Annotated in this window: 19 protein-coding genes, 2 tRNA genes and 1 pseudogene; 8 read left to right on the plus strand and 14 right to left on the minus strand. The window is 65.5% G+C overall.

Annotation, left to right across the window (positions count from 1 at the left end):
• Positions 1-27 precede the first annotated feature (27 nt).
• The 3 genes from JLZ96_RS19225 to JLZ96_RS19235 form a co-directional block, all read right to left on the minus strand.
• Positions 28-1833 (minus strand): FAD-dependent monooxygenase, encoded by a 1806-nt coding sequence (locus JLZ96_RS19225; protein ID WP_201011004.1) that lies wholly within the window; start codon positions 1831-1833, stop codon positions 28-30.
• 951 nt (positions 1834-2784) lie between these two features.
• Positions 2785-2858, minus strand: a tRNA-Lys gene (locus JLZ96_RS19230).
• Positions 2859-2950: 92 nt separating this feature from the next.
• Positions 2951-3172: a DUF3618 domain-containing protein gene (locus JLZ96_RS19235; protein WP_027497653.1), complete on the minus strand. Its 222-nt coding sequence runs from the start codon at positions 3170-3172 to the stop codon at positions 2951-2953.
• Between the two features lie 78 nt (positions 3173-3250).
• Between JLZ96_RS19235 and bcp the strand changes: the two genes are divergently transcribed.
• Entirely contained in the window at positions 3251-3724 is a 474-nt protein-coding gene (bcp, locus tag JLZ96_RS19240) for a thioredoxin-dependent thiol peroxidase (protein WP_045841316.1), read from the plus strand.
• Here bcp and JLZ96_RS19245 read toward each other — a convergent pair.
• Positions 3713-5077, minus strand: coding sequence for a dipeptidase (locus JLZ96_RS19245; protein WP_201011005.1), 1365 nt, complete (start codon positions 5075-5077; stop codon positions 3713-3715). The two genes, bcp and JLZ96_RS19245, sit on opposite strands and share 12 nt — an antisense overlap.
• A 74-nt stretch (positions 5078-5151) precedes the next feature.
• Positions 5152-6432 (minus strand): hypothetical protein, encoded by a 1281-nt coding sequence (locus JLZ96_RS19250; protein WP_201011006.1) that lies wholly within the window; start codon positions 6430-6432, stop codon positions 5152-5154.
• 358 nt (positions 6433-6790) lie between these two features.
• Here JLZ96_RS19250 and JLZ96_RS19255 point away from each other — a divergent pair, with 358 nt between their 5' ends.
• Positions 6791-7429 carry a TetR/AcrR family transcriptional regulator gene (locus JLZ96_RS19255; protein WP_080729227.1) on the plus strand — a complete coding sequence of 213 codons (639 nt, stop codon included), beginning with the start codon at positions 6791-6793 and terminating at the stop codon, positions 7427-7429.
• 77 nt (positions 7430-7506) lie between these two features.
• Here the strand turns inward: JLZ96_RS19255 and JLZ96_RS19260 are convergent, their stop codons facing one another.
• The gene (locus JLZ96_RS19260; RefSeq protein ID WP_008715184.1) at positions 7507-7899 is read right to left on the minus strand and encodes a holo-ACP synthase; all 393 of its coding nucleotides are present in this window, start codon (positions 7897-7899) and stop codon (positions 7507-7509) included.
• The gene (locus JLZ96_RS19265; protein WP_201011007.1) at positions 7899-17198 is read right to left on the minus strand and encodes a type I polyketide synthase; all 9300 of its coding nucleotides are present in this window, start codon (positions 17196-17198) and stop codon (positions 7899-7901) included. The genes JLZ96_RS19260 and JLZ96_RS19265 overlap by 1 nt, the downstream gene beginning before the upstream one ends.
• A gap of 676 nt (positions 17199-17874) precedes the next feature.
• Between JLZ96_RS19265 and JLZ96_RS19270 the strand changes: the two genes are divergently transcribed.
• Positions 17875-18363, plus strand: a complete 489-nt coding sequence (locus JLZ96_RS19270; RefSeq protein ID WP_143544786.1) for a hypothetical protein — start codon at positions 17875-17877, stop codon at positions 18361-18363.
• Between the two features lie 30 nt (positions 18364-18393).
• Here the strand turns inward: JLZ96_RS19270 and JLZ96_RS19275 are convergent, their stop codons facing one another.
• The gene (locus JLZ96_RS19275) at positions 18394-19152 is read right to left on the minus strand and encodes a TetR/AcrR family transcriptional regulator (RefSeq protein WP_032374509.1); all 759 of its coding nucleotides are present in this window, start codon (positions 19150-19152) and stop codon (positions 18394-18396) included.
• Between the two features lie 83 nt (positions 19153-19235).
• Here JLZ96_RS19275 and JLZ96_RS19280 point away from each other — a divergent pair.
• The 5 genes and pseudogenes from JLZ96_RS19280 (at position 19236) to JLZ96_RS19295 (ending at position 20890) form a co-directional block, all read left to right on the plus strand.
• Positions 19236-19317 (plus strand) — tRNA-Leu (locus tag JLZ96_RS19280).
• Positions 19318-19388: 71 nt separating this feature from the next.
• Positions 19389-19493: pseudogene (locus JLZ96_RS25035) on the plus strand (maleylpyruvate isomerase family mycothiol-dependent enzyme); the annotation flags it as partial.
• Between the two features lie 238 nt (positions 19494-19731).
• Positions 19732-20049 (plus strand): hypothetical protein, encoded by a 318-nt coding sequence (locus JLZ96_RS25040; protein WP_236254171.1) that lies wholly within the window; start codon positions 19732-19734, stop codon positions 20047-20049.
• Between the two features lie 89 nt (positions 20050-20138).
• Positions 20139-20540, plus strand: coding sequence for a glucitol operon activator (locus JLZ96_RS19290; RefSeq protein ID WP_048318727.1), 402 nt, complete (start codon positions 20139-20141; stop codon positions 20538-20540).
• Complete coding sequence (locus JLZ96_RS19295) at positions 20537-20890, plus strand: DUF3817 domain-containing protein (protein ID WP_027497662.1); 354 nt, start codon at positions 20537-20539, stop codon at positions 20888-20890. Before JLZ96_RS19290 ends, JLZ96_RS19295 begins: the two co-directional genes overlap by 4 nt.
• 2 nt (positions 20891-20892) lie before the next feature.
• Here the strand turns inward: JLZ96_RS19295 and JLZ96_RS19300 are convergent, their stop codons facing one another.
• The 6 genes from JLZ96_RS19300 to JLZ96_RS19325 form a co-directional block, all read right to left on the minus strand.
• On the minus strand, positions 20893-21702 hold the full coding sequence (locus JLZ96_RS19300; RefSeq protein WP_201011009.1) for a triacylglycerol lipase: 810 nt from the start codon (positions 21700-21702) through the stop codon (positions 20893-20895).
• Positions 21703-21704: 2 nt separating this feature from the next.
• A complete protein-coding gene (gene rdgB, locus JLZ96_RS19305) occupies positions 21705-22319 on the minus strand; it encodes an RdgB/HAM1 family non-canonical purine NTP pyrophosphatase (protein WP_032370160.1) in 615 nt (204 codons plus the stop codon).
• Positions 22312-23097: a ribonuclease PH gene (gene rph, locus JLZ96_RS19310; protein ID WP_027497665.1), complete on the minus strand. Its 786-nt coding sequence runs from the start codon at positions 23095-23097 to the stop codon at positions 22312-22314. The genes rdgB and rph overlap by 8 nt, the downstream gene beginning before the upstream one ends.
• Before the next feature lie 21 nt (positions 23098-23118).
• Entirely contained in the window at positions 23119-23877 is a 759-nt protein-coding gene (locus JLZ96_RS19315; protein ID WP_027497666.1) for a cyclic nucleotide-degrading phosphodiesterase, read from the minus strand.
• A gap of 112 nt (positions 23878-23989) precedes the next feature.
• Positions 23990-24571, minus strand: coding sequence for a rhomboid family intramembrane serine protease (locus JLZ96_RS19320; RefSeq protein ID WP_371128990.1), 582 nt, complete (start codon positions 24569-24571; stop codon positions 23990-23992).
• 100 nt (positions 24572-24671) lie between these two features.
• Positions 24672-25757, minus strand: coding sequence for a P1 family peptidase (locus JLZ96_RS19325; protein ID WP_032399489.1), 1086 nt, complete (start codon positions 25755-25757; stop codon positions 24672-24674).
• Positions 25758-25765: the final 8 nt, after the last annotated feature.

Genomic DNA, 25765 nt, shown 5'->3' on the forward strand with positions numbered 1-25765 from the left:
GATAGTCGGAATCGCTGCACGCTGGTGTTAGGTAGAGTTAACAGGGCTACTCAAGATGCTGCTCAGCGCACCCTGCAGACTTGCAAGCGCCTCGGCGTCGTCCCACAGGGGCTCGGTGTGTCTCCACGCCACGTACCCGTCGGGGCGGACCAGAATCGCCCCTGCTTCGTGTACCTCCCGAAGCCGGTGCCAGTACCCGTACGGGTCGAGGGTGCCCGGTTCGCCGACCACGACGGTGCGCAGGTATGGCAGATCCAGAGACACAGCGGCATGCTTCCAGGCTTGTCCGCCGATCCCTGTCAACAAGGTCATCATGCCCTTACCGACCACGTCGAGGGTGGAAATTCGGCGACCATCGTCTCCGACCAACCACGCGTGTGGCAGCTTCGCACCGGGGCGAGTTGTCGCCTGCAAGAACAGCTCTCGATCTCGCGGCCACTGCTCGTCGGCGAGATTCGGGTCCAGGACGACAGCCGTGGACTCGTACCGTTGGTTCAGTTCCACGCCGTGGGCATTGAACTCGGTGTTCTTGTGCTCGAGCGCCTCGTAGAGACGTTCGCGACGAGCGACCCCTTCGGGCGATGGGTCTTCGAGCTTGGCCAGTCCGTCGAGCACCGGGTCCGCGCTGTCGTTATCGAACCATTCCCGCAGGCCGGCATAGTCTTTCCGCGACTGATTGGCCCGGGCCACGATCTGCTTGCCCACCGGCACTCGCTCCGGTGAGTAGGTTTCGACCAGATCCGTGCCGGCGTAGCCCTTGATGACGAAGGCCAGCTTCCAGGCAATGTTGAAGGCGTCCTGGACCGAGGTGTTCGAGCCCAGTCCGCTGCTCGGTGGGTGGCGGTGCACGGCATCGCCGCCGCAGATGACCCGGCCGGACTGGTAGTGCTCTGCGTACTGCTGGTTGACGTACCAGAACGACCGTGACTCGATCTCGATGTCGAGTTCCGGATCACCGACCAGGGTCCGGATCTGCTCGATGACCGTCTCGTCGGACACGTCGGGTTGGCCATCGGCCATATCGAAGCCCCAACCTGCGATCCACTGGTTCCAGGTCTTGATCGCTCGCAGTAGCCCCATGCCGATTTCACCGAATCCGGCTTTAGAGTTCATGATCCAGTGCAGGATGCTGGGCCGGTGGGCGACATATTTGCTCAGGTCGGCCTTGAACAGAATGTATGCAGTTCCCGCCCGCGCGAGCTCGCCTTGGAAGGGTAGTTCGAGTTCTTCGGCAATCTTCGACCGGGCACCGTCGAAGCCGAGCAGGTAGCGGGCCCGCTGCTCGAAGACGTGGCCGGATCGGACGTCTCGAAGCCGGACCGTCACCCCGTGCTCGTCCTGGACGTGGTCGATGTATTCGGTGTGGAAGCTGATGATCGCTCCACGTTCTGCGGCATTCTTGACCATCACCGGCTCCATGAGGGGCTGTGGAATGTCGAGCATGGTGCAGGGACTGCCGTTGAGGTAGTCGCCGTAGCGCAGGTCACCGGTCCCCCAGGTTTGCAGGCGGACAATCTCTCGTCCGGCCAAACTGGTGGTGAACAGCGTGTCGCCCATTTGATCCCACGGCGTTGCGTAGCGGCGCGCTTCTTCTTCCACTCCGAGGTCGCGGAGGACCTCGGCGGCGCGCTGGTTGGTGATGTGCGCGCGGGGCGAGTTCGCTACCCACGGGAAGATCGACACGGCATGTACGCGGATCCCGTAGGTCGCCAGCGCGAGAGCGGCCGTACCGCCCGCCGGGCCCAGCCCGACGATGACGACGTCCGTGTCGTAACCACTTCCGTCGTCGGGAAACGGCAAAAATCCCGGGGCGGGCAAGTCTGAAGTCTGCATGGCACCTTCTTAGAACAATCCAATGGACTAGAGGCCACATCGGCCTCCGCAAGTGATCGGCATCGCTGCAACTAGCATGCCAGTTAAAGGACTATAAACAAAGTCCTTCCCAGCGATCGATCGTTGCACCGTCTGTATGTGCACCTCAGAAAGCTATCCGTACGGTCGACAGGCAATCTTGTTGCGCAATGAAGCAAAGCGCCCACTGGTGAGACACTCTAGAACGCCAGATGTACCGCGGATGACCTTTCTCGTTGATACTGCAGGCGACTCGAGGAACACCTGCAGCAAGATGAGTGCAGCGTTACGGCTGAACTGAGCTCGCTGTCAATGCGAGCGACGAAACGCGATTTCCACGCGGGCTTGTAAGAGATCGACGACCACGGCCCATTAGTTGCTGCCCAGGTGATGTGTCGGTCAAGAAATTCGCACTTAGCCTCTCGGATCATCACGCAGCAGCAGCTGCCCCCCACATCGGGTTGCGTCGTGCTGGCCGTACGGTCGGAAACCGCGCCAGAGAAGCCCACCGTGTTTCGTCCGGTCGAGGCGTCAGAGGACGAGCTCGCGCCGACGCTGGCCGGCTGCCGTGTTACCGAGCGGACTGCTGAGTGAGCAAGAAGCGCACCGCACTGCACCGCCGCTGCGCGGGCCTTCCCATGTACATCAGGGGCTCAAAATGATGAGTAAGTGATGACTGGACCATCCACAGACGTCCGTCAGCTACCCGGCGGCGCGAATCCGGCACACGACTCGCAGGTCAGCAGCATGGCAGCCAGAACTTGACTCCCAGTATTTGCGATTGGGAGTCAAGTCTCCGAAACGCCCTCCGCCGCTTGAAAACCCGCAGGTCAGGGAGTTGTCGATTTTCGCGAAGCTTGCGGATTCCCAGGCGACCCCGGAAAACAAAAAGCGCCCCTGACCAGCGATTACGCTGTTCAGGGGCACTGGTTGTGCGCCATCAGGGATTCGAACCCCGGACCCGCTGATTAAGAGTCAGCTGCTCTAACCAACTGAGCTAATGGCGCCGATCCGCACCGCGTGTTCTCTGCGGTGCGGGAGAAACATTAACAGCAGATGCGGCCAGATGTGAAATCGGCTGGTCAAGGCACCTGTTGCGTCAGTTGAAGATCCTGCGAACCACGAGAACTGCTACCACTGCGCCGACTCCGAGCAGAGTGAACTTCACGGCCGGCTCGTTGAGCTTGGCCACCACCGTCTGCTTGGTGTTGGCGACGATGTTCTTGGGGCTGGCACGGACGCTCAGCTCGTCCAGCGTGCTGGCCAGCTGATTGCGAGCGGCCTCGATCTCGCGCTCGATTCGGTCGGTGTCCTTGGCCACGTGTCCTCCAACTTGTCTGCAAATAGTCTTGGTCGTACTCGAGCCTAGAGCACGGCGGTATTTCGATACTCTCGTGCGGTGACCGAATACAGCAAGCTCGAGCCGGGCGACACCGCTCCGGCGTTCACCCTGCCCGATGCCGACGGCAATGATGTCTCTCTCGCCGATTACTCCGGCAAGAAGGTGATCGTGTACTTCTACCCCGCCGCGAGCACCCCTGGCTGCACCAAACAGGCCTGCGACTTCCGCGACAGCCTCGCCGAGCTCAACGGCGAAGGCCTCGAAGTCATCGGCATCTCGCCCGACAAGCCCGCCAAGCTCGCCAAGTTCCGCGACAAGGAGGAGCTGACATTCCCGCTGCTCTCCGACGAGGAGAAGACGACGTTGCAGGCCTGGGGTGCGTTCGGAGAGAAGAAGAACTACGGCAAGGTCTACGAGGGCGTCATTCGTTCGACGTTCCTGGTCGACGAGGAAGGCAAGATCGAGGTGGCGCAGTACAACGTCCGCGCCACCGGCCACGTCGCCAAGCTCCGCCGCGACCTAGCTGTCTGAACCGGCCAGCCGCTGCAGGAACAGCGCCTCGGCGACGGCCATCTTCTCGATTTCCGTCGGGTCCACGCTCTCGTTGGGGGCGTGGATCCGGCATCGGGGCTCTTCGACGCCCATGAGCACGATCTCGGCGTCCGGCAATGCCTCCGCCAACGCGTTGCACAACGGAATGGACCCGCCCTGCCCCGCCGTCCCCATGGGACGTCCGAATGCCTCTTCCAAGGCACCTGACAACGCCGCGTAGCCCGGGCCGTCCGTTCTGGCCCGGAACGGCGAACCGATCGCCTCACGCTCGACGGTGACACGCGCATTCCACGGCGTGCGTGCCTCCAGATGCGCCACCAACGCATCCTGCGCCTGCTGCGGATCCATCCCTGGCGGAACTCGCAAATTCAGCCGTGCCGAGGCTCGAGGGGAGATTGCGGCGGCCGAGCCCACGACGGGCGGGCAGTCGATTCCGAGAACGGTCAGAGCCGGCCGTGCCCATACCGCGTCGGCCACGGTGCCCGAACCTGCCAGTGCGACTCCGTCGAGCACCCCGGCGTCGAATCTGAACTGCTCGGCGTCGTACGGCACCCCATCCCAGGTCCGCGTGCCATCGAGACCGTCGACCGTGGTGTCACCGTGCTCGTTACGCAGAGTTGCCAGCACCTGGATCAGCGCGCCGAGCGCATCGGGTGCCGGTCCCCCGTACATTCCCGAATGCACTTCTCCGGCAAGCGTTTCCACATGTACGACGACGTTGGCTATCCCACGCAGGGTGGTGGTGACCGTCGGCAGACCCACCGCAGTGTTGCCGGTGTCCCCGATCACCACGACATCGGCAGCGAACAACTCGGGCCGCTCGTCGACGAGTGCTTCGAGTCCGCCCGTGCCCATCTCTTCAGAACCCTCGCAGACGATGCGCACGCCGACGTCGAGCGACTCCCCCAGCGCGCGCAGCGCCAGCAGATGCATCAAGACGTTGCCCTTGCAGTCGGCCGCACCTCGGCCGTACCACCGACCGTCACGCTCGGTCAACTCGAAAGGCTCACTGTCCCAATAGCTTCTGTCGCCGGGAGGCTGGACGTCGTAGTGCGAGTACAACAGAACGGTCGGTGCTCCCGCCAGTGCCGGCCGAGAACCGACGACAGCCAGTGAGCCGTCGTTGGTCTCGATCAACTGCACGTCGGGAATTCCGGCGTCGACGAACGCCCGATGCACCCATTGCGCTGCACCGACGCAGTCCTCCACCGGGAACTGCCGAGGATCGTGCACAGATCGGAACCGGACCAGTTCTGCCAGCTCCGATTTCGCGCGAGGCATCGACTCCGCGATCGCGGATCGAATGTCGGCGGGGCGTACATCGGTCGGCATGGTTCCTCCAGACGAGAAATGACAGACGGGCTCTCGCCAGTCTGTCATTTGCTCGCACCTATCGAAGCGACACGTCAGCCTCCGGCCAATTCCTGCGCGATCCACTCACCTGTGTGCTGCCAGTGCCGATCCCAGGCTTCCTGCTCGAGTTGCTCCTGGGATTTGCCCGGCTCGGGAACGACGGTGGGCACAGTCAATTGCGGCGGATCCACAGTCGCCGCAGCGGGCTTCGGGGTACCTGCAGGCGCAGCGCCCTGCGGCACCCAGGACTGCGGCGTCCATTGTTGCGGAGTCCCTTGCTGTGGAGTCCACTGTTGCGTCGTCCCAGTCGGCGTAGTCGTCGGCTCGACGGCCGAATCCGCCGTGGGCGGGAGCGTCTTCGGCAGGGCGTCGACCGGCAGTGCAGGCGCAATAGTCGTCGGATCGACGTATCGCGTTGCGACGGCCAAATCGGTTCCGCTGTCGCGTCGGTCGGCGCTCTGCCCGGCGGTCGCATCCCCATTACTCGGCAGCGTGGCTGCAACGGCGACACCGGCCGAGGCCACCCCGGCGAGCAGCACCGCAGCGAAGATCAGTTTGCGGCCGCCGGTCGCTGAACTCGACCTGCCCGTTGCTGTCACCGGGGACGCCGGCACCACCGTAGGGACCGTCTCCGGCACTGCGGCTTCTTCCGCGTCGTCGGCCCTCTCCGTTTCCACGAGAGCGGCCTGATCCTCGACCGGAACCGACGCGAGCCAGGCTGCCCCGCAGGCGGCGACCCGATCAGCGGCACCCACTCGCACGACGGGCACACCGAGACCGAGGGAGAGAATGTCGATCAAGTCCCGGTTGCTCGATCTGTCTCCGAACAGCGCCACGGCCTGCGGTTTCTTGCCGGATTCGTCGACCACTTCCCATGCCAGGGGAATCGTGCTGCCGATTCGTTCGGGGGACATCGAGTCCAGGGCAGCATTCCTGGCGGGCGTGAGTGTGGCATCGGCTGCGTCGGCGAGAGAGATGGATACGCCGCGTTCGCCCATGTGATAGAGCAGCACCGTGCTCGCGTCGAGGTCCTTCGTACGGGCCAACCAGGACAGGAACGACTGGGATGCCGAGACGAACACCGTCGACTCGTCGGTCACTGCCGTGGCGAGTTCGGCGCGCTCGGACTCGGACCGATGCACGACGGCGACGGCGTCGACCGACACGTTCAGCGTTGCTGCCTCGGCACGCATATCCGAGATCGCGCGCGGTAGAACGGCGGTCACGTCGGGGTCGAGCGAGGTGGTGGAGTGCGCGAGCACCTCCCCCGAGGTCGGCTCTAGCAGGACCGTCTGCATCGAGCCGGATTCGATCGCTGTACCGATTGTTGCCACTGCAGTCTCCCTGTGCTCGGGGTGAGGCTCCCGACCATGAACGTCGTCCCACGGACACGAACGACGGCCACCCTGCACGAAAATTGATTCGATACCTATAACCATACCGGCTGCCCGTTTGGCTGGCCCAAATTGAACTTGGAGATTGTCACAGCAAGACGGTCCGACAGCTGTCGACGCACACAGCGGTCCCCCACAAGAACGACCGAATCCTGAGTGGGCGATGCGACCCGCACGACAGAAGTGGATACCGTGCACCCACGACGGATAGCCTGACCGGGTGGAATCCTCTGCTCGTGCCCAGTCCTCGCGCCGTCTCGACGCCGCGCTCGAGTCGACGGCGCAGACTCAGGAGCTGATGCCGAGGCGCCGTCCCACGCAGGAACGCAGCCAACGCAAATTCGACGCGTTGCTCCAGGCGTCGCGTGAACTGCTCAGCGACGTGGGCTTCGAGTCGTTCACCTGTGAAGAAGTCGCGTCACGGGCAGAGCTGCCGATCGGCACGCTGTATCAGTTCTTCGCCAACAAGTACGTCATCGTCTGCGAACTCAATCGTCAGGACCTCGTGGGCGTCCAACAGGAATTGGCAGAGTTCGACGGCGAGGTCCCGTCCCTGGACTGGGTGCGGTTCCTGAACAATTTCGTCGACCACATGGCCGGCATGTGGATGACGGACCCGTCGCGCCGCGAGGTATGGCTCGCGATGCAGTCGACACCGTCCACCCGCGCCACCGGGGTCATTCACGAGCGCGAGTTCGCCGATCAGGTCTCACGCATGCTCGGACCGTTGACGCCGCGCACACCGCGGCATCGTCGCAATCTGATGGCCCAGGTGTTGGTGCACATCGTCTACTCGATGCTGAACTTCTCGGTGCAGGACGGCCAGAGCCACGAAGATGCCGTGGCCGAACTCAAGCGAATCATGATGGCGTATCTGCTCGTCGCAGAGAAGGAAAGCAGGCGCTCGGGTGGGTCGGTCAACACCGACGACGCCTGACCCAGCCGCTTCACCCATACGAAAGGCCCGCCCGATCTCGTGGATCGGACGGGCCTTCGTCGTCGTTCAGCGCGGAGTTACTCCTCCAGGATCGCCACCGCGGCGGCGATATCGCCGTCGTGCGTCAGCGACAGGTGAATCTTGACCGTCGGCAGAAACTCCTGTGCCATGCCGTGCAGCTTGATGGACGGTCGACCCCACGCATCGTTGACGACCTCGATCAACGGGTACGGATTGTCGCCGATCTGCGGCGGCCGCGCGAAACGTGATGTCGCCCAAGCTTTCAAGACTGCTTCCTTGGCTGCCCACCGTGCCGCGTAGTGCCGCGTCGGGTCGGAGCTCTTGGTCGCCGCGTGCCGACGTTCACCCGCGGTGAAGCTGTCGCGAATCATCGTCGTGCCGACCTTCTCCATCTGCTCGGCGAAGTCGGACACCGTCACCAGGTCGAAACCCACTCCCAGGATTGCCATCAGATGGCACCCGGCAGACCGGAGGAGTAGACGTCGTCCTCGCCGAGGCGAGCGGACTCGTTGAGCAACACGTTGGCCTCCAGTTCGCGTGACGCCTTGGCCGGCGTCCCGTCATGTCCCAGTCGTCGATCGTCGGGCCGCTCGTAGAGGGAGTCGCCACCCACCATCGCGGAGATCAGCCTGCGCTGACCGGCGATACGACGCTCGTTCGCCTTCGCGATGTACTCCGCACGCCGCTCGGCCGGAACGGCCTCGAGGAATGCTTGCGGGTGCACCAACGCGATGAGTCCGGACACGTGCCCGAAGCCGAGCGAGGTGAGCAGACCCGCCTTCAGCGGAACCGAGTCACCGAAGCGCAGCGGCTCGCGAGCCCACACCAAGTGCTCGAAACCGGTCATCTTGTCGTCGACGCAGTCGAGGCTGCGGTTCGGCGGGATGACGCCGTTGGCCAGCACCTGGCACAGGCCGATGAGCTGCCAGGCAGCCGCTCCGCCCTTCGAGTGCCCGGTGAGGGACTTCTGCGAGACGACGAACAGCGGAGCGCCGTCCGAGCGGCCGATGGCCTTGGCGAGGCGCGTGTGCAACTCGGCCTCGTTCGGGTCGTTGGCTGCGGTGGACGTGTCGTGCTTGGAGATCACGGCCACGTCGTCTGCGCTGACGCCGAGTGCGTTGAGCGAGAGCGCCAGTGCCGAATCTCTGCCGCCGCGACCGGCGCTGAGTGCGCCGAGTCCCGGAGCCGGGATCGACGTGTGCACTCCGTCGCCGTACGACTGTGCGTAGGCCACCACTCCGAGGACGGGCAGGCCCATCTCGAGTGCCAGATCGCCGCGAGCGAGCAGAATCGTTCCGCCGCCGTGCGATTCGACGAATCCTCCGCGCCTGCGGTCGTTTGCCCGGGAGAAGCGTCGATCGCTGATTCCCTTGGCGGACATCGCTGCCGAGTCCGCCGTGGCCGACATGTCGCCGAAGCCGATGATGCCTTCGGTGCTCAGGTCGTCGAATCCGCCGGCGACCACGAGCTGCGCCTTGCCCAGCTTGATCTTGTCGACGCCCTCCTCGACCGAGACGGCCGCGGTGGCGCAGGCGGCGACGGGGTGAACCATCGCGCCGTAGCTACCGATGTACGACTGAACGACGTGTGCAGCAACGACGTTCGGCAGAGCCTCCTGCAGGATGTCGTTCGCACGGGCATCGCCGAGCAGGGTGTCGATGTACAGCGAGCGCATGGACTCCATGCCGCCCATGCCGGTGCCCTGAGTGTTGGCGACCAGCGTCGGGTGCACCCAGCGCATCAGTTCCGACGGGTTGAAGCCAGAGGAGATGAAGGCGTCGACCGTGGTGACGATGTTCCACAGGGCAACACGATCCACCGAACTCGCCATGTCGGGCGAGATGCCCCACTTGGTGGGATCGAATCCGGTCGGAATCTGACCACCCACGGTACGGGTGAGCTTCATTTTGCGCGGAACGCGAATCTCGGTGCCCGCCTTGCGAGTGACCTGCCAGTCGCTCGAATCGGGAACCGGTGTGATCAGCGTGTGCTCGGGATCGGCAGCCGCGAACGACCGTGCGTCGATCTCGGTTCCGACGACGAACGTGAGGTCGTTGTCGAGGAAGATCGAGGTCATCAGCGGAGCAGTGTTACCGACCATTGCGCCGTCGTCGCCGTACGTGCGGATACCGCACTTCTCGACCACGATGTCGTGGTACTTGTCGGCGATGTCCTCCTCGGGAACGAGGTCACCGGACGCGATGTCGTACCAACCCGGCTTGGGATCGTTCTCCCAGGCAATCAGGCCGGTGTTCCACGCGAGTTCGAGAACGCCTGCGGCAGAGAGCTGCTCGTCGACCTCCATCTCGAAGCGTGTACGCGCCGAACCGTAGGGTCCGAGCTCACCTGCACCGACGATGACGATCAGGTCCTTCGGATCGACATCGAGGGCGGGCCACGCCGGAGCAGTGGTGGGGGCGAGCCGCGGAGGTGCAGGCAGCGCGGCGATGACCGAACTGTCCACGGCCTCTTCGGTCTTCTCGGCCGCAGCAGCGGCAGCGTCGCGAGCAAGCTCGACGAGGTTGAGCTTGGTGTTGGCCAAGCCGCCCGTCAGATCGGCGACGATGGGCTCCTGAGCAGCCTGACGACGTGCGTCGAAGGTGCACAGCCGCAGCAGCTCGGTCGCCATCTCCTCGGTCGACCAGGTACGGACACCTTCGGCTTCGACGGCCTCGACGATGGGATCGTTGCCGCCCATCAAGCCGGTTCCGCGAACCCACCCGATGTGAGCGTGCGCGATGGACACCCGCTCGGCCCAGTTCTTCTCCGAGCCCCACTTCGCGACGACTGCATCGAGCGCGGCCTTCGACTCACCGTAGGCACCGTCGCCACCGAACATTCCGCGGTTCGGCGATCCGGGGAGCACCACGTGCAGATGAGTGTCGATGTCGTTGTCGTAGCCGACCTTCGACAGTCCGGTGATCAGACGCTCGACCGACCAGAGCAGCACGCGCATCTCCATTTCGGCGCGAGCTCCGGCGTCGGACATCTCGCCCATGACCCGAGGTGCAGCGAACGGGAACAGCATCGTCGGAGTGGCAGCTGCCTTGACCAATGTCTTTGCGCCACCGGCAGTGTCGATGTAGTCACTGCCGATCCACTCGATGAGGGCATCGACGTCGGTGTACGACGCGATGTTGGCCGGAACTACCCACAGCGACGCTCCGTTGCGAGCATTGTCGCGGTACAGCGAGCGGTAGAAGCCCAGGCGCTCGTCGTCGAGCCTGGAGGTGGTGACGAAGACCGTCGCTCCCCCGGCCAACAGCTGAGCGGTCACTGCCGCGGCGATGGAGCCCTTGCTGCCGCCGGTGACGACTGCGACGTCGTCGGCCCACTGCCCCTTGTCCTCGGATGCGACCGCGATGTCTGCGATGCGTCCGAAGGTCTCGGCGAGCACGGTCTTGTTCTCGTAGTCGGCCTTGGCCTTCCACCACTGTGCCTGAGCTGCAACGGCATTGCCTGCACCGGCGAAGGACTCGACAGCGACATCACCTGCGGTACCGAGCCACAACCGAGCCAGATCCTCACGGGCGGTGGCCCACCGGTCGTCGATCAGCACGGCGCGCTTGGCGTCGAACGCGGGAGCGACGAGGCGAGGCCAGTCGGAGCCGAGCTCGGCCGAAACCAGCTCCACCAGAGCAGCATCGGGGTTCTCGGCCAGTAGCGCGTTGGGTGCGTCCGCCAGGCCGAGCTGTTCGAGCACCAACCGGGCTGCGGAGGCGAGAACGCCGTCGCGACCGGTGATGTGCTCGGTGAACTCGCCCAGAGCAGCAGCGTCGACGGTTCCGCCGGCCCCGCCACCTGCCTGCGGCATGGACACTGCGATTCCGCGACGAGCGGCAACCGAAGCAACCGCGGCGTCGATGACGTTGTCGACGGCAGTGCCGTCGGCGAGTGCGCCGTCGGCCAGGCCACCGAGTGCGCCACCACGAACCGAGGCACCGTCACGGGTACCGAGAGCGACCTCGGCGGTGACGTGGTGCGCCCAGCCGTCGCCCAGTTCCCAGGTCTTCTTGACGCGGTCGGCGATGGAGGCCGGGCGTCGTCCCGAGGGGCCGAAGACCTTGCGGAGATGGTCGTTGATCGAGTCGCTGAGCACCGGGCCGAACGGCTTGTAGGTACGAGCCAGCTTGTTGACCGTGCCCGAGAGCGCGCCCATGTCGGCGTCGGCTGCGCCGTCGATGGCACCGAGCGAGAGCTCGGAGCCGAGGTCGACGAGCAGCTGGTTACGACGTGAGGACACGCCGTCGCACAGAGCCTCGATGGTGTCGGCGGGCCCGATCTGATCGAGCTGCAGCTTGGTCCACAGCCCGATGAGGATCTTCGTCGCGTCGGCGGCCACGAACGCGATGTCGTCGGGACGAGGTCCACCCGACGGTGCCGCGGCCGGAGCAGGTGCTGCAGCCGGAGCCGCCGCAGCTGCCGGAGCAGCCGCCTCGGGAGCCGGAGTCGCCTCGTCCTCGTCAGCCGGAGCCGGGTCGGTATCGGTGCCGTAGACGATCGCGGCTTCGCGCTCCAGGTTCAGCACCTCGACCGGGTGGCCGAAGCGGCCCGGCAGCTTGAGAGTCTGCGACGCGAGGTTGGCCACGGTCGGTGTTGCACCGAGCCCGATCTCGACGAAACGCTCGACGCCCATGCCGCCGTCCGACTCGTCTGCGAACAGCAGGTCCTGCGTCTCGATCCACCGCACCGGGCTGGCGAACTGCCATGCCAGCAGCTCGGTCAAAATCACGCGGCACAGATCGCTCGGCCGTGCGGCCCACGAATCGAAGTCCGCCAGAACGGTGTTCAGCGGCTCGGACGGCACGAGATCGGCGATCTCCTGGACGAACTCGCGGTCGAGCGAGAACGGCTTGGGCACCAGGTTCGGGATGTAGCGACCGACCAGGATCGCCGGATCCAGCTGCTCGGGCAGCAGGGTCTGCAGGCGGTTGCGGAAGTCGTCGACTCCCCCGCGCAGAACCGTCGAGTGGAACGGCACGTCGATGCCCGGAACCATGATGTAGGCCGCCTTGCCGCCGAACTCTGCCCGGCGGATGACAATCTTCTTCTCGAGCTCACCGAGGCCGGCAACGGTGCCTGCGATGGCGTACTGCGAGCCACGCAAGTTGAGGTTGACGATCTCGAGGAACTCACCGGACTCTTCTGCGACACCGGCGACGAAGCCCTGCACGTCCTCGTCGGCCAGGCCGATCTGGGACGGGCGGATGGCAGCCATGCGGTAGTCACTGCGGCCGTTCTCGTCACGGGGAACGAGTGCGTGCATGGCCGAGCCACGCTGGAAGACGACCTCGAGAACGGCCTCGAGCGGGAGCACACCGGCAACAGCGGCCAGAGCGTTGTACTCACCCACCGAGTGGCCGGCGAGAATCGAATTCTCCACGAACGCACCGGATTCACGCAGTTCGGCAACCTGTGCGACACCGAGAACGGCCATCGCAACCTGGGTGAACTGCGTCAGGTGCAGCACACCGTCGGGATGCTTGTGCGTGACCCCGCGGGCCTTGAGCGACGTCGGATTGTCGCGCACGACAGCGAGAATCGAGAAGCCGAGCGCGCTGCGCGTGTGCTTGTCGGCACGCTCCCAGATCTCACGCGCAGCCTTGGAGCGAGCGCGTGCGTCCAGTCCCATACCCGGGCGCTGGATGCCCTGGCCGGGGAACGCGTAGACGGTCTTCGGCGCGGCGGTGCGTGCGGTGGCGACCATGACCAGTTCGCCGCCGACTCGGCAGGACACCTCGACCAGTTCGGCACCCTGGTCGAATCCGGTGCGGTCGACGCGAACGTCGATCTCCGCTCCGGGACGGACCATCCCGAGGAAACGAGCAGTCCAGGCAGTGAGACGACGCGGAGGAGTCTTGGTGTCCTCGTGGTCGACTGCGGTGACGGTTTGCTGCGCCGCAGCCGAGAGCCACATACCGTGCACGATCGGGCTCCCGAGGCCGGCGAGCAACGCCGCGGCATCCGAGGTGTGAATCGGGTTGTGGTCGCCCGAGACCTGCGCGAATGCGGCCATGTTGCGCGGGGCCACGATGGTGGCCTGGCGACGGCGACGACGCGGGGTGTCCTTGGCGTCGGCGCTCAGCGAACCGCCGGCGCGAGCCGGATCCACCAACTCGCCCTTGCCGGTGCGTCCACGAATGGCGAAGCGCTCCACCAGGGTTGCGACGGCCGGGGCGTCGAGACCCTCACCGAGCATGGCACCGATCTCGACGGTGACCTCGACGACGCGACCGAGATCGGTGTCGAGCACCTCTCCTGCAGCGGCCTTGACCACGAGAATCGAAGTGTCGGTCGGCAATTCACCGACGAGGTTGACGCTGTGATCGAGGTGCACCAGGTCGAGCATGCCTTCGATGACGTCGATGCCTTCGGCGTTGCGCGTCGCTCCGAGGACGGCGAAGACGGCGGGCCAGCAGGCACCGACGAGAACGTCGGGAACAGCTTTTCCGCTGACGGTCAGTGTGTCGGGCAGTCCGGATCCGGTGACGCCGGCGTGGTCGGCGATCAGATCGGGGATCCAGGCAATGTTCAGCCGCGCGACACCGTTCTTGACGGTCGGAAGGTCCTGTCCTGCCGCAACTCCCAGCAGAGCGGACATGGCCTGCTGTGCATCCTGTGCGGTGACGACCGGAGCGCCGCCGTCGATCGTGGAGGCAGGCACCGTCAGACGGATGCGTACTTCCTTGCCCGGGGCGAGCGGGACCAGCAGTTCGACGTGCTCGGCATCGAGCACGGTGAGCGAGGAGCCGGTCTGCGGATGCGAGGCGACCGTATCGGAGTCGACGGTCCAGTCGGCCGGATCGCCCAGACGTGCAACGGGGTTCTGCGTCATACGCGAGGCCCACGTGACGTCGGGTGCTGCCAGCACGATGCCCAGCAGTCCCGGTGCAATCTCGGCGTGGCGTCGGCTGGCGATGGCCGCCGGCTCTACGCCCTCGGCGAGAAGCTGGTCCGCGGTGGCCTTCTCGAAGCGGTTCAGCAGTTCGCCCACCGGCTCGTCGACGCGAGTGATACCGGCGACGGCAACGGTTCCGGGGATGATGCACACCTGATCGGCGGAGTAGCGAGCGTCGTGTGCCTGCCACAGCGAGTCACTGCGCCACCAGCGGCGCACGTCACCATCGACGACGGGGACGAAGTTGACCGGCTTACCCGGCATGCGGCACAGCGAGGTGAAGAAGGTGATGTCGGCCGGGTGCAGAATCACGTCACCGGCGTCGGGGAACTGTGCGAGCAGCGACTTCAGTGCAGCGCGCGGACGCTCGAGTACCTCGGCGTCGGCGAACAGGGTGGGGATGGGTCCGCGATCGACCGGGTGCAAGCGTGCCTCGGCGCGCTGCAGCATTTCGAGGAAGCGGGTGCGCCAGGTGACATCGAGCCACACCGACTCACGGGCTTCGGACACCGCATCGGTGAACTCGCCGCCGCAGTCGAAATCACTGCGTGAGTCCGTTCCGATGGCCAGATCCAGGTAGCGAGCGAGCCACTGCTGGTAGGTCATCTCGGCGACGTCGCCGAAGAACGGCTTGGCTGTGCCGTCGAGTGCGGCGATGATCTCGTCGCGGCGCTCGGCCACGGCGTCGGCGTTACCAGCAACCTCGTCGAGCAGTCGACCGCAACGCGATGCCGCGTTGTCGATCTCGTGGATGTCGGCACCGAGCTGGCTGCGGCCGGAGGCCATTCCGCCGTTGGCGGTTCCGGCACCGACCCAGTCTGGGGTCCCCGGAGTGTCGACGAGAAGCTGCTTGACCTCGGGAGCCGTCGTGGCTTCGAGAGTGGCCATTGCAGCGGTACCGACGAGGATGCCGTCGAGAGGCATTTTCGGGTATCCGTGCACGGCAGACCAGGTTCCGGTCAGGTAGTCAGCGGCCCGCTCGGGTGTTCCGATACCGCCGCCGACGCAGATCACCAGGTTGGGGCGCGAGCGGAGCTCGGCGTAGGTGGTCAGCAGTAGGTCGTCGAGGTCTTCCCACGAGTGGTGTCCGCCTGCGCGGCCACCCTCGATATGGACGTTGACCTGGTAGGACGGAACCTCGTTGGCGATGCGGATCACGGCGCGAATCTGCGCGACGGTACCCGGCTTGAACGAGACGTAGCTGATGCCGGCCTCGGAGAGCTCCTCGATGAGAGCCACTGCCTCGTCCAGTTCGGGGATGCCTGCCGTGACGACGACGCCGTCGATGGCCGCACCCGCTGCACGGGCACGCTGCACGATGCGGCGACCGCCGAGCTGCAGCTTCCACAGGTACGGGTCGAGGAAGAGCGAGTTGAACTGGATGGCACGGCCGGGCTCGAGCAACGTGGAGAGCTCGGCGACGCGGTCGGTGAAGATGTCCTCGGTGACCTGTCCGCCACCGGCGAGCTCGGCCCAGTGGCCTGCGTTGGCTGCGGCCGCGACGATCTTCGCGTCGACCGTCGTCGGCGTCATGCCGGCGAGCAGGATCGGCGAACGCCCGGTCATCTTGGTGAAGGAGGTCTCCACGACGACACGGCCGTCGGGCAGCGTCACAGGCTTGGGCGCGAATGCCGACCATGCCGGCTGCACCTCGGGAGCGGCACCGGGAGTGAGTAGATTTCGGTGGCCACCGCGCGAGGATGCCGCTATGATGCCGACGCCCTGTCCACGCAGCGCCGGGGTGGTCATGCGGGTGAGGAGGTCACCGGGTCCGAGGTCGAGGATCCAGTCCGCGCCGGCCTCGACGACACCGTCGATGGCGTCGACCCAGTCCACGGAATCGACGAGTATCTTTTGCGCCAGTTCGCGGGCCAGGGCGGCGTCGAGACCGCACCGCTGCGCCCAGGCGTCGACGAGCTCCACTGCGTCGGTCAATGCGGGGTGATGGAAGCCGATCTCGACCGGGAGCTGCTCGAAGACGGGTGCGAACACCGCGCCGCCGCGCTTCTTGGCATCGCGCTCACGCTCTTCCCGAGCCGCGATCTGCTCGCACTTCTCCTGCACGCGAGCCAACTGAGCCGGCGGGCCGGACAGCACGACGCGGCGACGACCGTTGCGGATGGCCAGAGCAGCGGAGCGTTCGGGTGCTCCCGGTATCCTTAGCTCGTCGACGATCGCCTGCAGACGTTCGGGCTCGACGTTGCCGACCGAGACCATCGGCGCACGGTCACCGGCACCGATGATGCCGCGGCGACGTCCGACGAGTCCGGCAGCCGCACCGACCAACTGCGCAATGGCCAGGAAATTGGCGTCCTGTGCGCCGTCCGCGGCGACGGACTCGGCGGCGATGAGGCCCTGCGAGTGTCCGACCACCTTGACCGGCGGGGTCTGGGCGGGGTCGAGGCCCTGCAGCTTCAGCGCGCGCAACGCGGCGACCTGAGTGAGGAAGACGCCCGGCAGAGACACCGCAGCCGAGGTCAGTGCCGCTTCGGAGGGCCCGTAGGAGCCGGCGGTGCCGTCGTCGGCGAGGTCCTGCTCGAGCATCCAACCGATCGGGTCGAAGCCGACCGAGCGGACGACCAGCAGCTCGTCGGACACGGGCGCGAGCACTGCTGCGGCCTCGTTGACGAGATCGGTCAGTTCGGGCTCGAGTGCGGAATCGCGCGCGAGCTCTTCGAGCGAACTCAGCCAGGGCGCACCCTGACCACCGAACGCCAGGGCGTACGGCTCGCCCGCGGCGAATCGATCTGCCAGAGTCCGAGAGCCGCCACTGCTTCTAGGGGCTTTGCCTGCGTTGCCTGTGCTTCGCGAGCCGCGTCCGTGTGATGGTGTGCTCTCGTTGATCGTCAAGGCTGAAGATTCCTCTCGTGGACGTCTCGGGGGGTCGAGGCGTTCGCTGTGATGACTGCCGTGGTGCGTCGTGGGCAACAGGGCAAAGCGTGAGCCTGTCTTCGTCGACAGGTCTCCTTCGCGCTGCTCCAGGTTGACACAAAATCATGAGGAAATCCTCAGGTTTGCTCGGACGTCCGAGTGCTACCAGCGAGTACGTCTGCGCAAGCGCCTTTACTTTTTGTTTACCCAACTCGCGAGTAACCCGCATCGACCCTGGCGGGAGACTCGGCGGCGACGGCGAAACATGAGGGAACCCTCGCATTTTTCGTTATCTTTTTGTGATGTGATCTCGAGCACTCCACGAGCGTCCGGTGACCTGTCGGTGGGGTCGTCTAGCTTTCTCCTACGAACCGCATCCGATAGGTCGGTCGACGAACTCCGGGGGGAATTCATGTATTCATCGGTTACGGACACTTGCACGACGGGCGAGCTCGAAGCAATGCTATTGCACATCGAATCGTTTGCCTCGCAATCGAATTCACCGCACTGGACACCGGGGTGGTGCGGCGAATCCGAGGCGGCGCTACTCGACGCGATCTTCTCCGCGCGCGCTCCTTATGGAGGACCGACCAGTGGGGTGCGAGCGGTCATCGGACGGTGGCGGTCACACCGAGGCGATAACCGACTCGACGACTTGACAACCCTTGCAGAACTGACTTCGGATCCGGATCAGCTCGTGCAGATCCTGTGCAACCGTCAGCTCGTTCCAGGAAACAGCCGAACCAAGGCGGCGGCAGCAGCCGTGGCGGCACAGACGTTGATCTCGGTGGGGTTGAGCCGTTCGACCGATTTCGAGCAGCACACGAAGGAACATTTCGATGCGTTCCGCGCGATCCCTGGCCTCGGCGAGACCACCTGGGAGTGCATGCTCATGCATCTGGGCGTACGCACCGACAAGGCGACCGCACATCTGACCGCGTTCGTTGCCGACGCTCTCGAACCACTCCATCGAGACCTGGCCGCCGACATCGCCGAGGAGCGCTCCCCCGTGATTCTCGACGCCGTAGCGGACGCACTCCACGTCGATCTCGCCTCGCTCGAGCACGCGCTCTGGCGTTACCAGCACAAGCTGCGCAGGCCGCCGCAGCGTCACTCCGAGGCTGCGCTCCGATCGGCGAGCTGACTCTGCGAGATCATCACCTCTGCGAAATCATCACCTCTGCGAGATCATCACCTCGACGCCATCGAGGATGCACTCCACACCGAAACGATAGGCATGCACGGGGTCGCTGGCGGCGTCGTACGACGTCGCCGCGGCCGTCCCGATGCGGGACGACACCGGAAAACGCTCGCGCGTCATCACCCGCTCGATGACGGGTGCGGTAGCCGCCCACCACTGAGCGTCGGACATCCCCGACTGCTTCTTCACCCGATCGACCGCGGCCGAGGCTCTCGCGGTCCCCGAGACGTGAGTGAGAACCAGTGTCAACACCGAATCGATCTCGACGTCACCGAGCCCGGTACCGACGAGGGTGCGCAGCTCTGCCTCGTACTTGTCGTTGGTGTGCGGACCGAGCACCGGACGCGCACCGACGGCGTCGAGCAGCCACGAATGTCGTTGATAGAGCTCCCAATTGCGCTCGGCAACGAATCGCAACGCGGGCCGCCACCCTCCGGGAACCGATGCCGGCTCGTCGACGTGTGCATACAGATCTGCCAGGGACCGATCGATCATCAGGTCCGTCAGCTCTTGACGCCCCGGCACGTGGGTGTACAGCGACATCGCACCGACCCCCAGATGCTCGGCCACATTGCGCATCGACACCGACTCCAACCCGTTCGTATCGGCCATCTCGATGGCCGCGTCGACGATCGCGTCGACGCTCAGGCCGGTTCGGCTCGGTTTCGCGTCGACCCGCCACAGCAGTTCGAGGATGCGCGCCGGATCGAACGAGTTCTCCTTCTTCACCACCCGGCGAGCCTAATCGGACGTCGACGTGGCTCGAAGAACCGCGTCGCACGCACAGCAGCATCGGTTGTAGACTTCACCGGCACGCGCGAGTGGCGGAATTGGCAGACGCGCTGGATTTAGGTTCCAGTGTCTCAGGACGTGGGGGTTCAAGTCCCCCCTCGCGCACAACGGTCGTTCGACCCGGCTTTTCTCGAGACTCCCAGGTCTACCGGTTTCAACGTGTGAAGGTGGCTCGTATGTCCAGCGATCCCGACGACGACGCGATCTTCGCCGCAACTTCCGACGAACGACGCTCTCTCGCAAGCACTTTCGACACCCTGACACCCGAACAGTGGGACACCCCATCGCTGTGCGACGCCTGGACGGTCCGCGACGTCGCCGCCCATCTCGTGGTGCCCCTGATCGTCCCGCTCTGGCAGTTCGGACTCGCCATGGTGCGCACTCGAGGGAACTTCGACCGGGCCAATCAGATGATGACCCAGCGAATCAAGCGCAAGCACGGCGACGAATTACCCGCGCTCCTGACAGCTCACGCAGACAAGAAGTTCACCCCGCCGGGCCACGGGTCCGCTGGCCCCGTTGTCCGACGTCATCGTGCACGGGCTCGATGTGTGCAGGCCGCTGGGAATCGAGCACCACGTTCCCGAGCACCGCATGGTTACGATTCTCGACTTCCTGGTGCCGGAAAGCGGTGCGGCACCGTTCAAAGGACCGGATCTTCGACTGCAGTGGCGCGCAACCGATCTGGACTGGAGTCGGGGCGAGGGCCCCGTCGTCGAAGGATCGGCGGGCACCCTGGCGTTGGTGCTGACGGGGCGCAGCAGCGCTCTCGCCGACATCACCGGCCCGGGTGCCGAGCAACTTGCCGAAGCACGGGCGAACCGTCGTCGGTCGTGAGTCGCACCCGGCTCGTCCATGGTGAGAATCACCGGCCGACCACCCGATGTGACTACCTTCGGTAGTAGTCGCTCCGGTACCGTCGAGTGGTGACCTCATCCCGCCCGAAGCGTCGACCCGCGCTCATTGCGCTGGTGATCGTGTCCGCGGCGGTGTGTCTCGGTCTCGGCTGGTGGCAGTGGGAACGCTTCGAGGCGGTCGGCGGTAACGGGCAGAACCTCGGATACGCGTTCCAGTGGCCCTTGTTCGCGGCGTTCGTCGTCTACGCCTACCGCAAGTTCGTCCGCCTCGAAGACGAGGACCAGGACGAGCCCGACTCCGGGCAGCCCGACGGACCGACCGAGGTCCCTCTCGACCTGCTCCCCCAGCGCCGCGCGGCAGACCCCGACGTCGGCGATCTGGACGACCCCGAGGCCAGGCAACTTCTCGAGTACAACAGCTACCTCGCGGAGCTGAACGAATCCCGCGGGACCGACAGGAGCACCACGTGAGTTCGGCACCGGACAAGACCAAGGCGTCCACCAACAAGACTCGGAAGATCGCGTCGGCGCTGCTGCGCTATCGCGTGCTCGCCTACGTCACCGGTATCTGGTTGCTCGTCCTCGTGACCGAAATGGTCGCGAAGTACATTTTCAAGGTCGAGAATGTGCCCAACTGGATTGCGGTAGTGCACGGTTGGGTCTACCTCGTATACCTGATCCTGACGATCGACCTTGCTATCAAGGTGCGGTGGCCGGCCGGTCGGACCATCGGCACCCTGCTCGCCGGAACTGTTCCGTTCCTGTCGTTCTACGTCGAACACAAGCGCACCAAGCAGGTCAAGGCCGACTTCGGCGTCTGACGTCAGCAGGTGATCGGCTGTGCGTTCTCCGGATCCAGCGCGTTTTCCACCAGCCGCTGCGCCAGCGGATCGTACGAGATTCCTGTGTGCTCGACGACATTGCCGGGGCACACGTCCTGCAGCACCACGTTCGTATTTCCCGCTCCGGTGAGGAGCGACGCCGTGTACGGAACGACAACCTGGTCGTATCGGGTCACGATCGTCGTGTAATCGATTCCCGCGACTGTGTCACTGCCCTCGTTCAACCGCTTGAGCACGTCGTCCTGCACCGGCAGACCGGCGGTCGGATAGTTCGGCGGAGAGAGCGCCACTATGCGCGAGACGGTGTGATCACCGCCGAGGAAGCGGGCGTAGTAGCGCGGCACCGTGCCGCCCTTCGAGTGGCCCACGATCGACACCTTCTGCGCACCCGTCGCCGCGAGCACGAAATCGACGAACGTGGACAATTCCGCGGCACTCTCGGGAATCGTTCCCAGCGCTCCCAACGCGGGCACCGGCCCGGTGTTGCCGTAGTCGAGTGCGAACACGCAGTATCCGGCGTCGACCAGGGCCGGTGACAGCGACGACCAGTTCGCGTAAGAGTTCTCCAAAAAACCGTGCACCAAGATCACCGGTTCGGGATGCCGAGCGCTGGGAACGCACGAATAATCGTTCGCGCCCGCCGGCGTCGCACCTGGATGAGCCACCGAGTAGACCAACGCCTCGGCGAACGATCCCGCAACCGGCGCTGCCGAAGCAGGGGTGCCGAGCAGGCACAGGGCAGCGGCCGCGAATACGGCCGTGGTTCTCGTCAGCACTGCCCGCGCCGCCACGACTATCGCCCCGTCAACGCTTCGAGAGCAGGAACCAGCTTGCGCAGCGCGCGGCCACGATGAGAGGCCGCGTCCTTCTCGTCCGGAGCCAACTGCGCGGCACTGCGGCCGTCCCCCTCCGGTACGAAGATCGGATCGTACCCGAATCCGTTCTCCCCCAACGGCTCTCGCGCTACAACGCCGCGCCACTCGCCGCGAACGACGGTCTCGGCTCCGCCCGGGACCACCAACGCACACGCCGACACGAAAGCCGCCCCGCGCCGTTCGTCGGGGGTATCGCTCAACTGCGCCAGCACGAGCGCCGTGTTGGCCTCGTCCTGCCCGTGAGTTCCGGACCAGCGCGCGGAGAGCACCCCGGGCATTCCGTTCAATGCGTCGATTTCGATCCCGGAATCATCGGCGACGCAGGGCAATCCGGTTGCCGCCGCACCGTCGCGCGCTTTGGCCGCCGCGTTGTCCTCGAACGTCGCTCCGGTTTCGGGTGCCTCGGGAAACGGCGGCACCTCGTCGAGACCGACCAACTCGATACCCACGAGGCCGGCGGCGTCGAGTACCCGTCGCAGTTCTCGCAGCTTCTTGGCGTTACGACTGGCTACCAGTAGCTTGGTGTCAGGCACCGAACTTCTTCTTCGTTTCTGCGGTGGCAGGCTCGGGCAGATCCCCCGGGTACGGCAACGCCAGCGCCTCCCTCTGCACCTCGAACAGCTTGTCGATGCCGACGAACGCCGAGTCGAGGAGCTTGTCGAGGGTGGTGCGCGGGAAGGTCGCGCCCTCGCCGGTTCCCTGAATCTCGACCAGAGTGCCGGTATCGGTCGCGACGACGTTCATGTCGACCTCGGCTCGCGAATCCTCTTCGTACGGAAGGTCGAGACGCACCCGGCCGTCGACGACGCCGACACTGACCGCGGCGATCATGCACGAGATCGGCTGCGGGTCGGCCAGGCGTCCGGCTGCTCGTAGGTAGGTGACGGCGTCACTGAGAGCCACGAACGCTCCGGTCACGGCAGCAGTACGGGTGCCGCCGTCGGCCTGCAACACGTCGCAGTCGAGGGCGATCGTGTTCTCGCCGATCGCTGCCAGATCGATGCACGCGCGCAGTGAGCGTCCGACCAGTCGGGAGATCTCCTGAGTGCGGCCGCCGACCTTGCCCTTGACGGACTCGCGTCCGTTACGCGTGTGGGTGGCTGCGGGAAGCATTGCGTACTCGGCGGTGAGCCAGCCGAGACCGGATCCCTTCCGCCAGCGCGGTACGCCCTCCTCGACGCTGGCCGTGCACATCACCCTGGTGTTGCCGAATTCGACCAGCACCGACCCTGCCGGGTGAGTGGTGAATCCGCGGGTGATCTTGATGGTGCGGAGCTCGTCGTCCGCTCTGCCGTCTTCTCGTCTGGACACGACTCGAAGCCTAGCGCGTCGTCATACGGTGAAGGCGTCCCCTGGCTCGACGGCATGCACCGGTCCGCTGAACTCTGCCTTGGCCTCGGCTATGACATCCTCGCGAGACGTCCAGGGCGGAATGTGGGTGAGCAGCAGCTCCCCCACTCCGGCTTCCCGAGCGATGCGACCGGCCTCGATACCGGACAGGTGGACGCCCTCGGGCCGATCCGGGCTGTCGGTCCACGACGCCTCGCAGAGAAAGACATCGGCACCCTGAGCCAGATCCTGCACCGCCTGGCACATACCGGTGTCGCCGCTGTACGCGAATGTCTTTCCGCCGCCGGTGGTGACCCGCATGCCGTACGACTCCGGCGGATGGAACACCTGCCGGGTCAGAATCGACAGCTGTCCGAATTCGATGGTCCGACCGTCCACCCAGCGGCGTAGGTCGATGGTGTCGGACATGTCGTCGATCTGACCGCCGCACTCGGCCGACGCCACTCCGAGCCGAAACGCAGTGTCCTTCGGTCCGTAGACGATCGCGCGCCCTTCCGGCGGGTTCGGATGGTAGCGACGCCACACGAGCAGACCGGGAACGTCGAGGCAGTGATCGGCGTGCAGATGCGAAAGCAGAACGCTCACGTCACCCGGATCGACATAACGCTGCAACGCCCCGAGGACGCCGGGCCCGAAATCGAGAACGACCGGCGCGGTCTCCTCTTCTTCCAGGAGGTAACCCGACGCGGGTGAATCGGGTCCGGACACACTGCCCGAACATCCCAGGACGGTAATTCGCATGTAAGCCATGCTGCCACGCCGAGCGCGTCACTCGAAACGTTCGGGCAGTATTGACCGCGCGAGTCGGCGAATTTCACGCTCGAACACAGCTGTGCTCGCGGTTACCTACCGCCTACGGAGTGGGACGATCGAGTGCTCTGGCCCGCGCTCTGTCGGCCCGGGCGTCGGCGGACAGCAGCCGAGCTGCGACGACCCCACCCACTGCGCCGAACAGATGGCCCTGCCAGGAGATGTTCGGATCGCTCGGCAGCACGCCCCACAGCGCGCTGCCGTACAGCACGAACACCACGACCCCGATCGCGAGCTGGCCGAGGTGGCGGGTGAAGAATCCACGAACGAGCAGATACGTGATGAAGCCGAAGATCAGAATCGACGCGCCGATGGTGTTGCTGTAGGTGCCGGCCGTGAGCCAGGTACCGACGCCACCGATCACCCAGACGATGCCGGTGGCAGCCAGACCACGCGCGATGCCCGAGAGCAACACCAGGAATCCGAGCACTATCAGGGGAACCGTGTTGGCTATCAGGTGCTGCCAGTCGTCGTGCAGCACGGGCGCGAACAGGATGCCCCACAACCCGTCGGCGGAACGAGGCTCGATACCGTTCTGCTCGAGCCGTGATCCGCTGGCCACATCGATGATCTCGATGATCCACAACAGCGCCACGAATCCTCCGACGAAGACGGCTGCCTGCATCCACGCGGGCCGCACTCGCTCACCGGGAAGCTTGCCGGTCTCACTCATGATCGCCTCCAACCTCGGTCTCTCCACGGTACCGGTAGCGGCTACCTGCCGGTCAGAGACGCGACGCCGTGAATGCGGAGGGGAAGATCTGGCGATAGGTGGGGATGCCGGCCACCGACGTGGCGTCGAGCAGGGCCCGGACGATGGCTCGCTCGACGACGATCGCCGCGGCTTCGGTGACCGCGGCCAGTACCGGTAGTTCCGGGGAGAATGCTGCGGGCACTGAGGACTCGGCGGTGACGGCCCTGGTACCCGTGGACACGGCGAAGACGGTGTCGCCGTCGAGTGGCGAGTGCGCAGGCCGGATGGCCCGCGCGAGTCCGTCGTGACCCGCGACGGCTATTCGCTTGCACGACGCCGACGACAGCGGCGCATCCGTCGCAACCACGCCGATCGTGGTGTTCAGAGCAGTGGCCTTGGGTTCGAGCGCCGCCGCGGTCCGCACCTCGTCGACGTCGGGATTGCGCATGCCGAAGTCCGCGGGCCCCAATGTGCCGGTGCCCCACAACAACCCGGTGCGCGGATCGAACACCGCGCCCACAGGGTTGACGACCATCAGAGCTGCGACCGTCACTCCGTCGGCCGGACCGCCCTCGATCACCGTGCTCGCGGTGCCCACCCCACCTTTGAGCACGCCGGCGCGAGCACCGACTCCCGCCCCGACCGATCCCGTCGCGAACTCGGTCGCCGCCGTGGCCGCAGCACGGTAGCCGAACTCCGCGGTGGGGCGCGCGGCCCAGTCGCCGACCGGAAGGTCGAAGATCACCGCAGCCGGCACGATCGGCACGACGTGAGCCGGACTGCCCATCGGGATCCCTTGTTCGTGCTCTTCGAGCCACCGCATGACGCCGTCGGCGGCCGCGAGCCCGTACGCACTGCCCGCGGTCAACAGGATGGCGTCGACCTGCTGAACGGAATGGCTCGGATCGAGCAGATCGGTCTCGCGTGTTCCCGGTCCGCCGCCTCGCACGTCGACGGCCGCCGTCGCCCCACCGAGAACGCGCACCACAGTGCAGCCGGTGGCCGAACCGGACCCCATCGCGGCGTCGTCGTCGAGTTCGTGATGATGGCCGACCAACAGACCTGCCACATCGGTCAAGCAGTCCCGGGGGCCGGGTTTCGAGAAGGCTGCGGTCACGTCGGCAC

The sequence above is a fragment of the Rhodococcus sp. NKCM2511 genome (assembly GCF_014905595.1).
GTDB classification, from domain to species: Bacteria; Actinomycetota; Actinomycetes; order Mycobacteriales; family Mycobacteriaceae; genus Rhodococcoides; species Rhodococcoides fascians.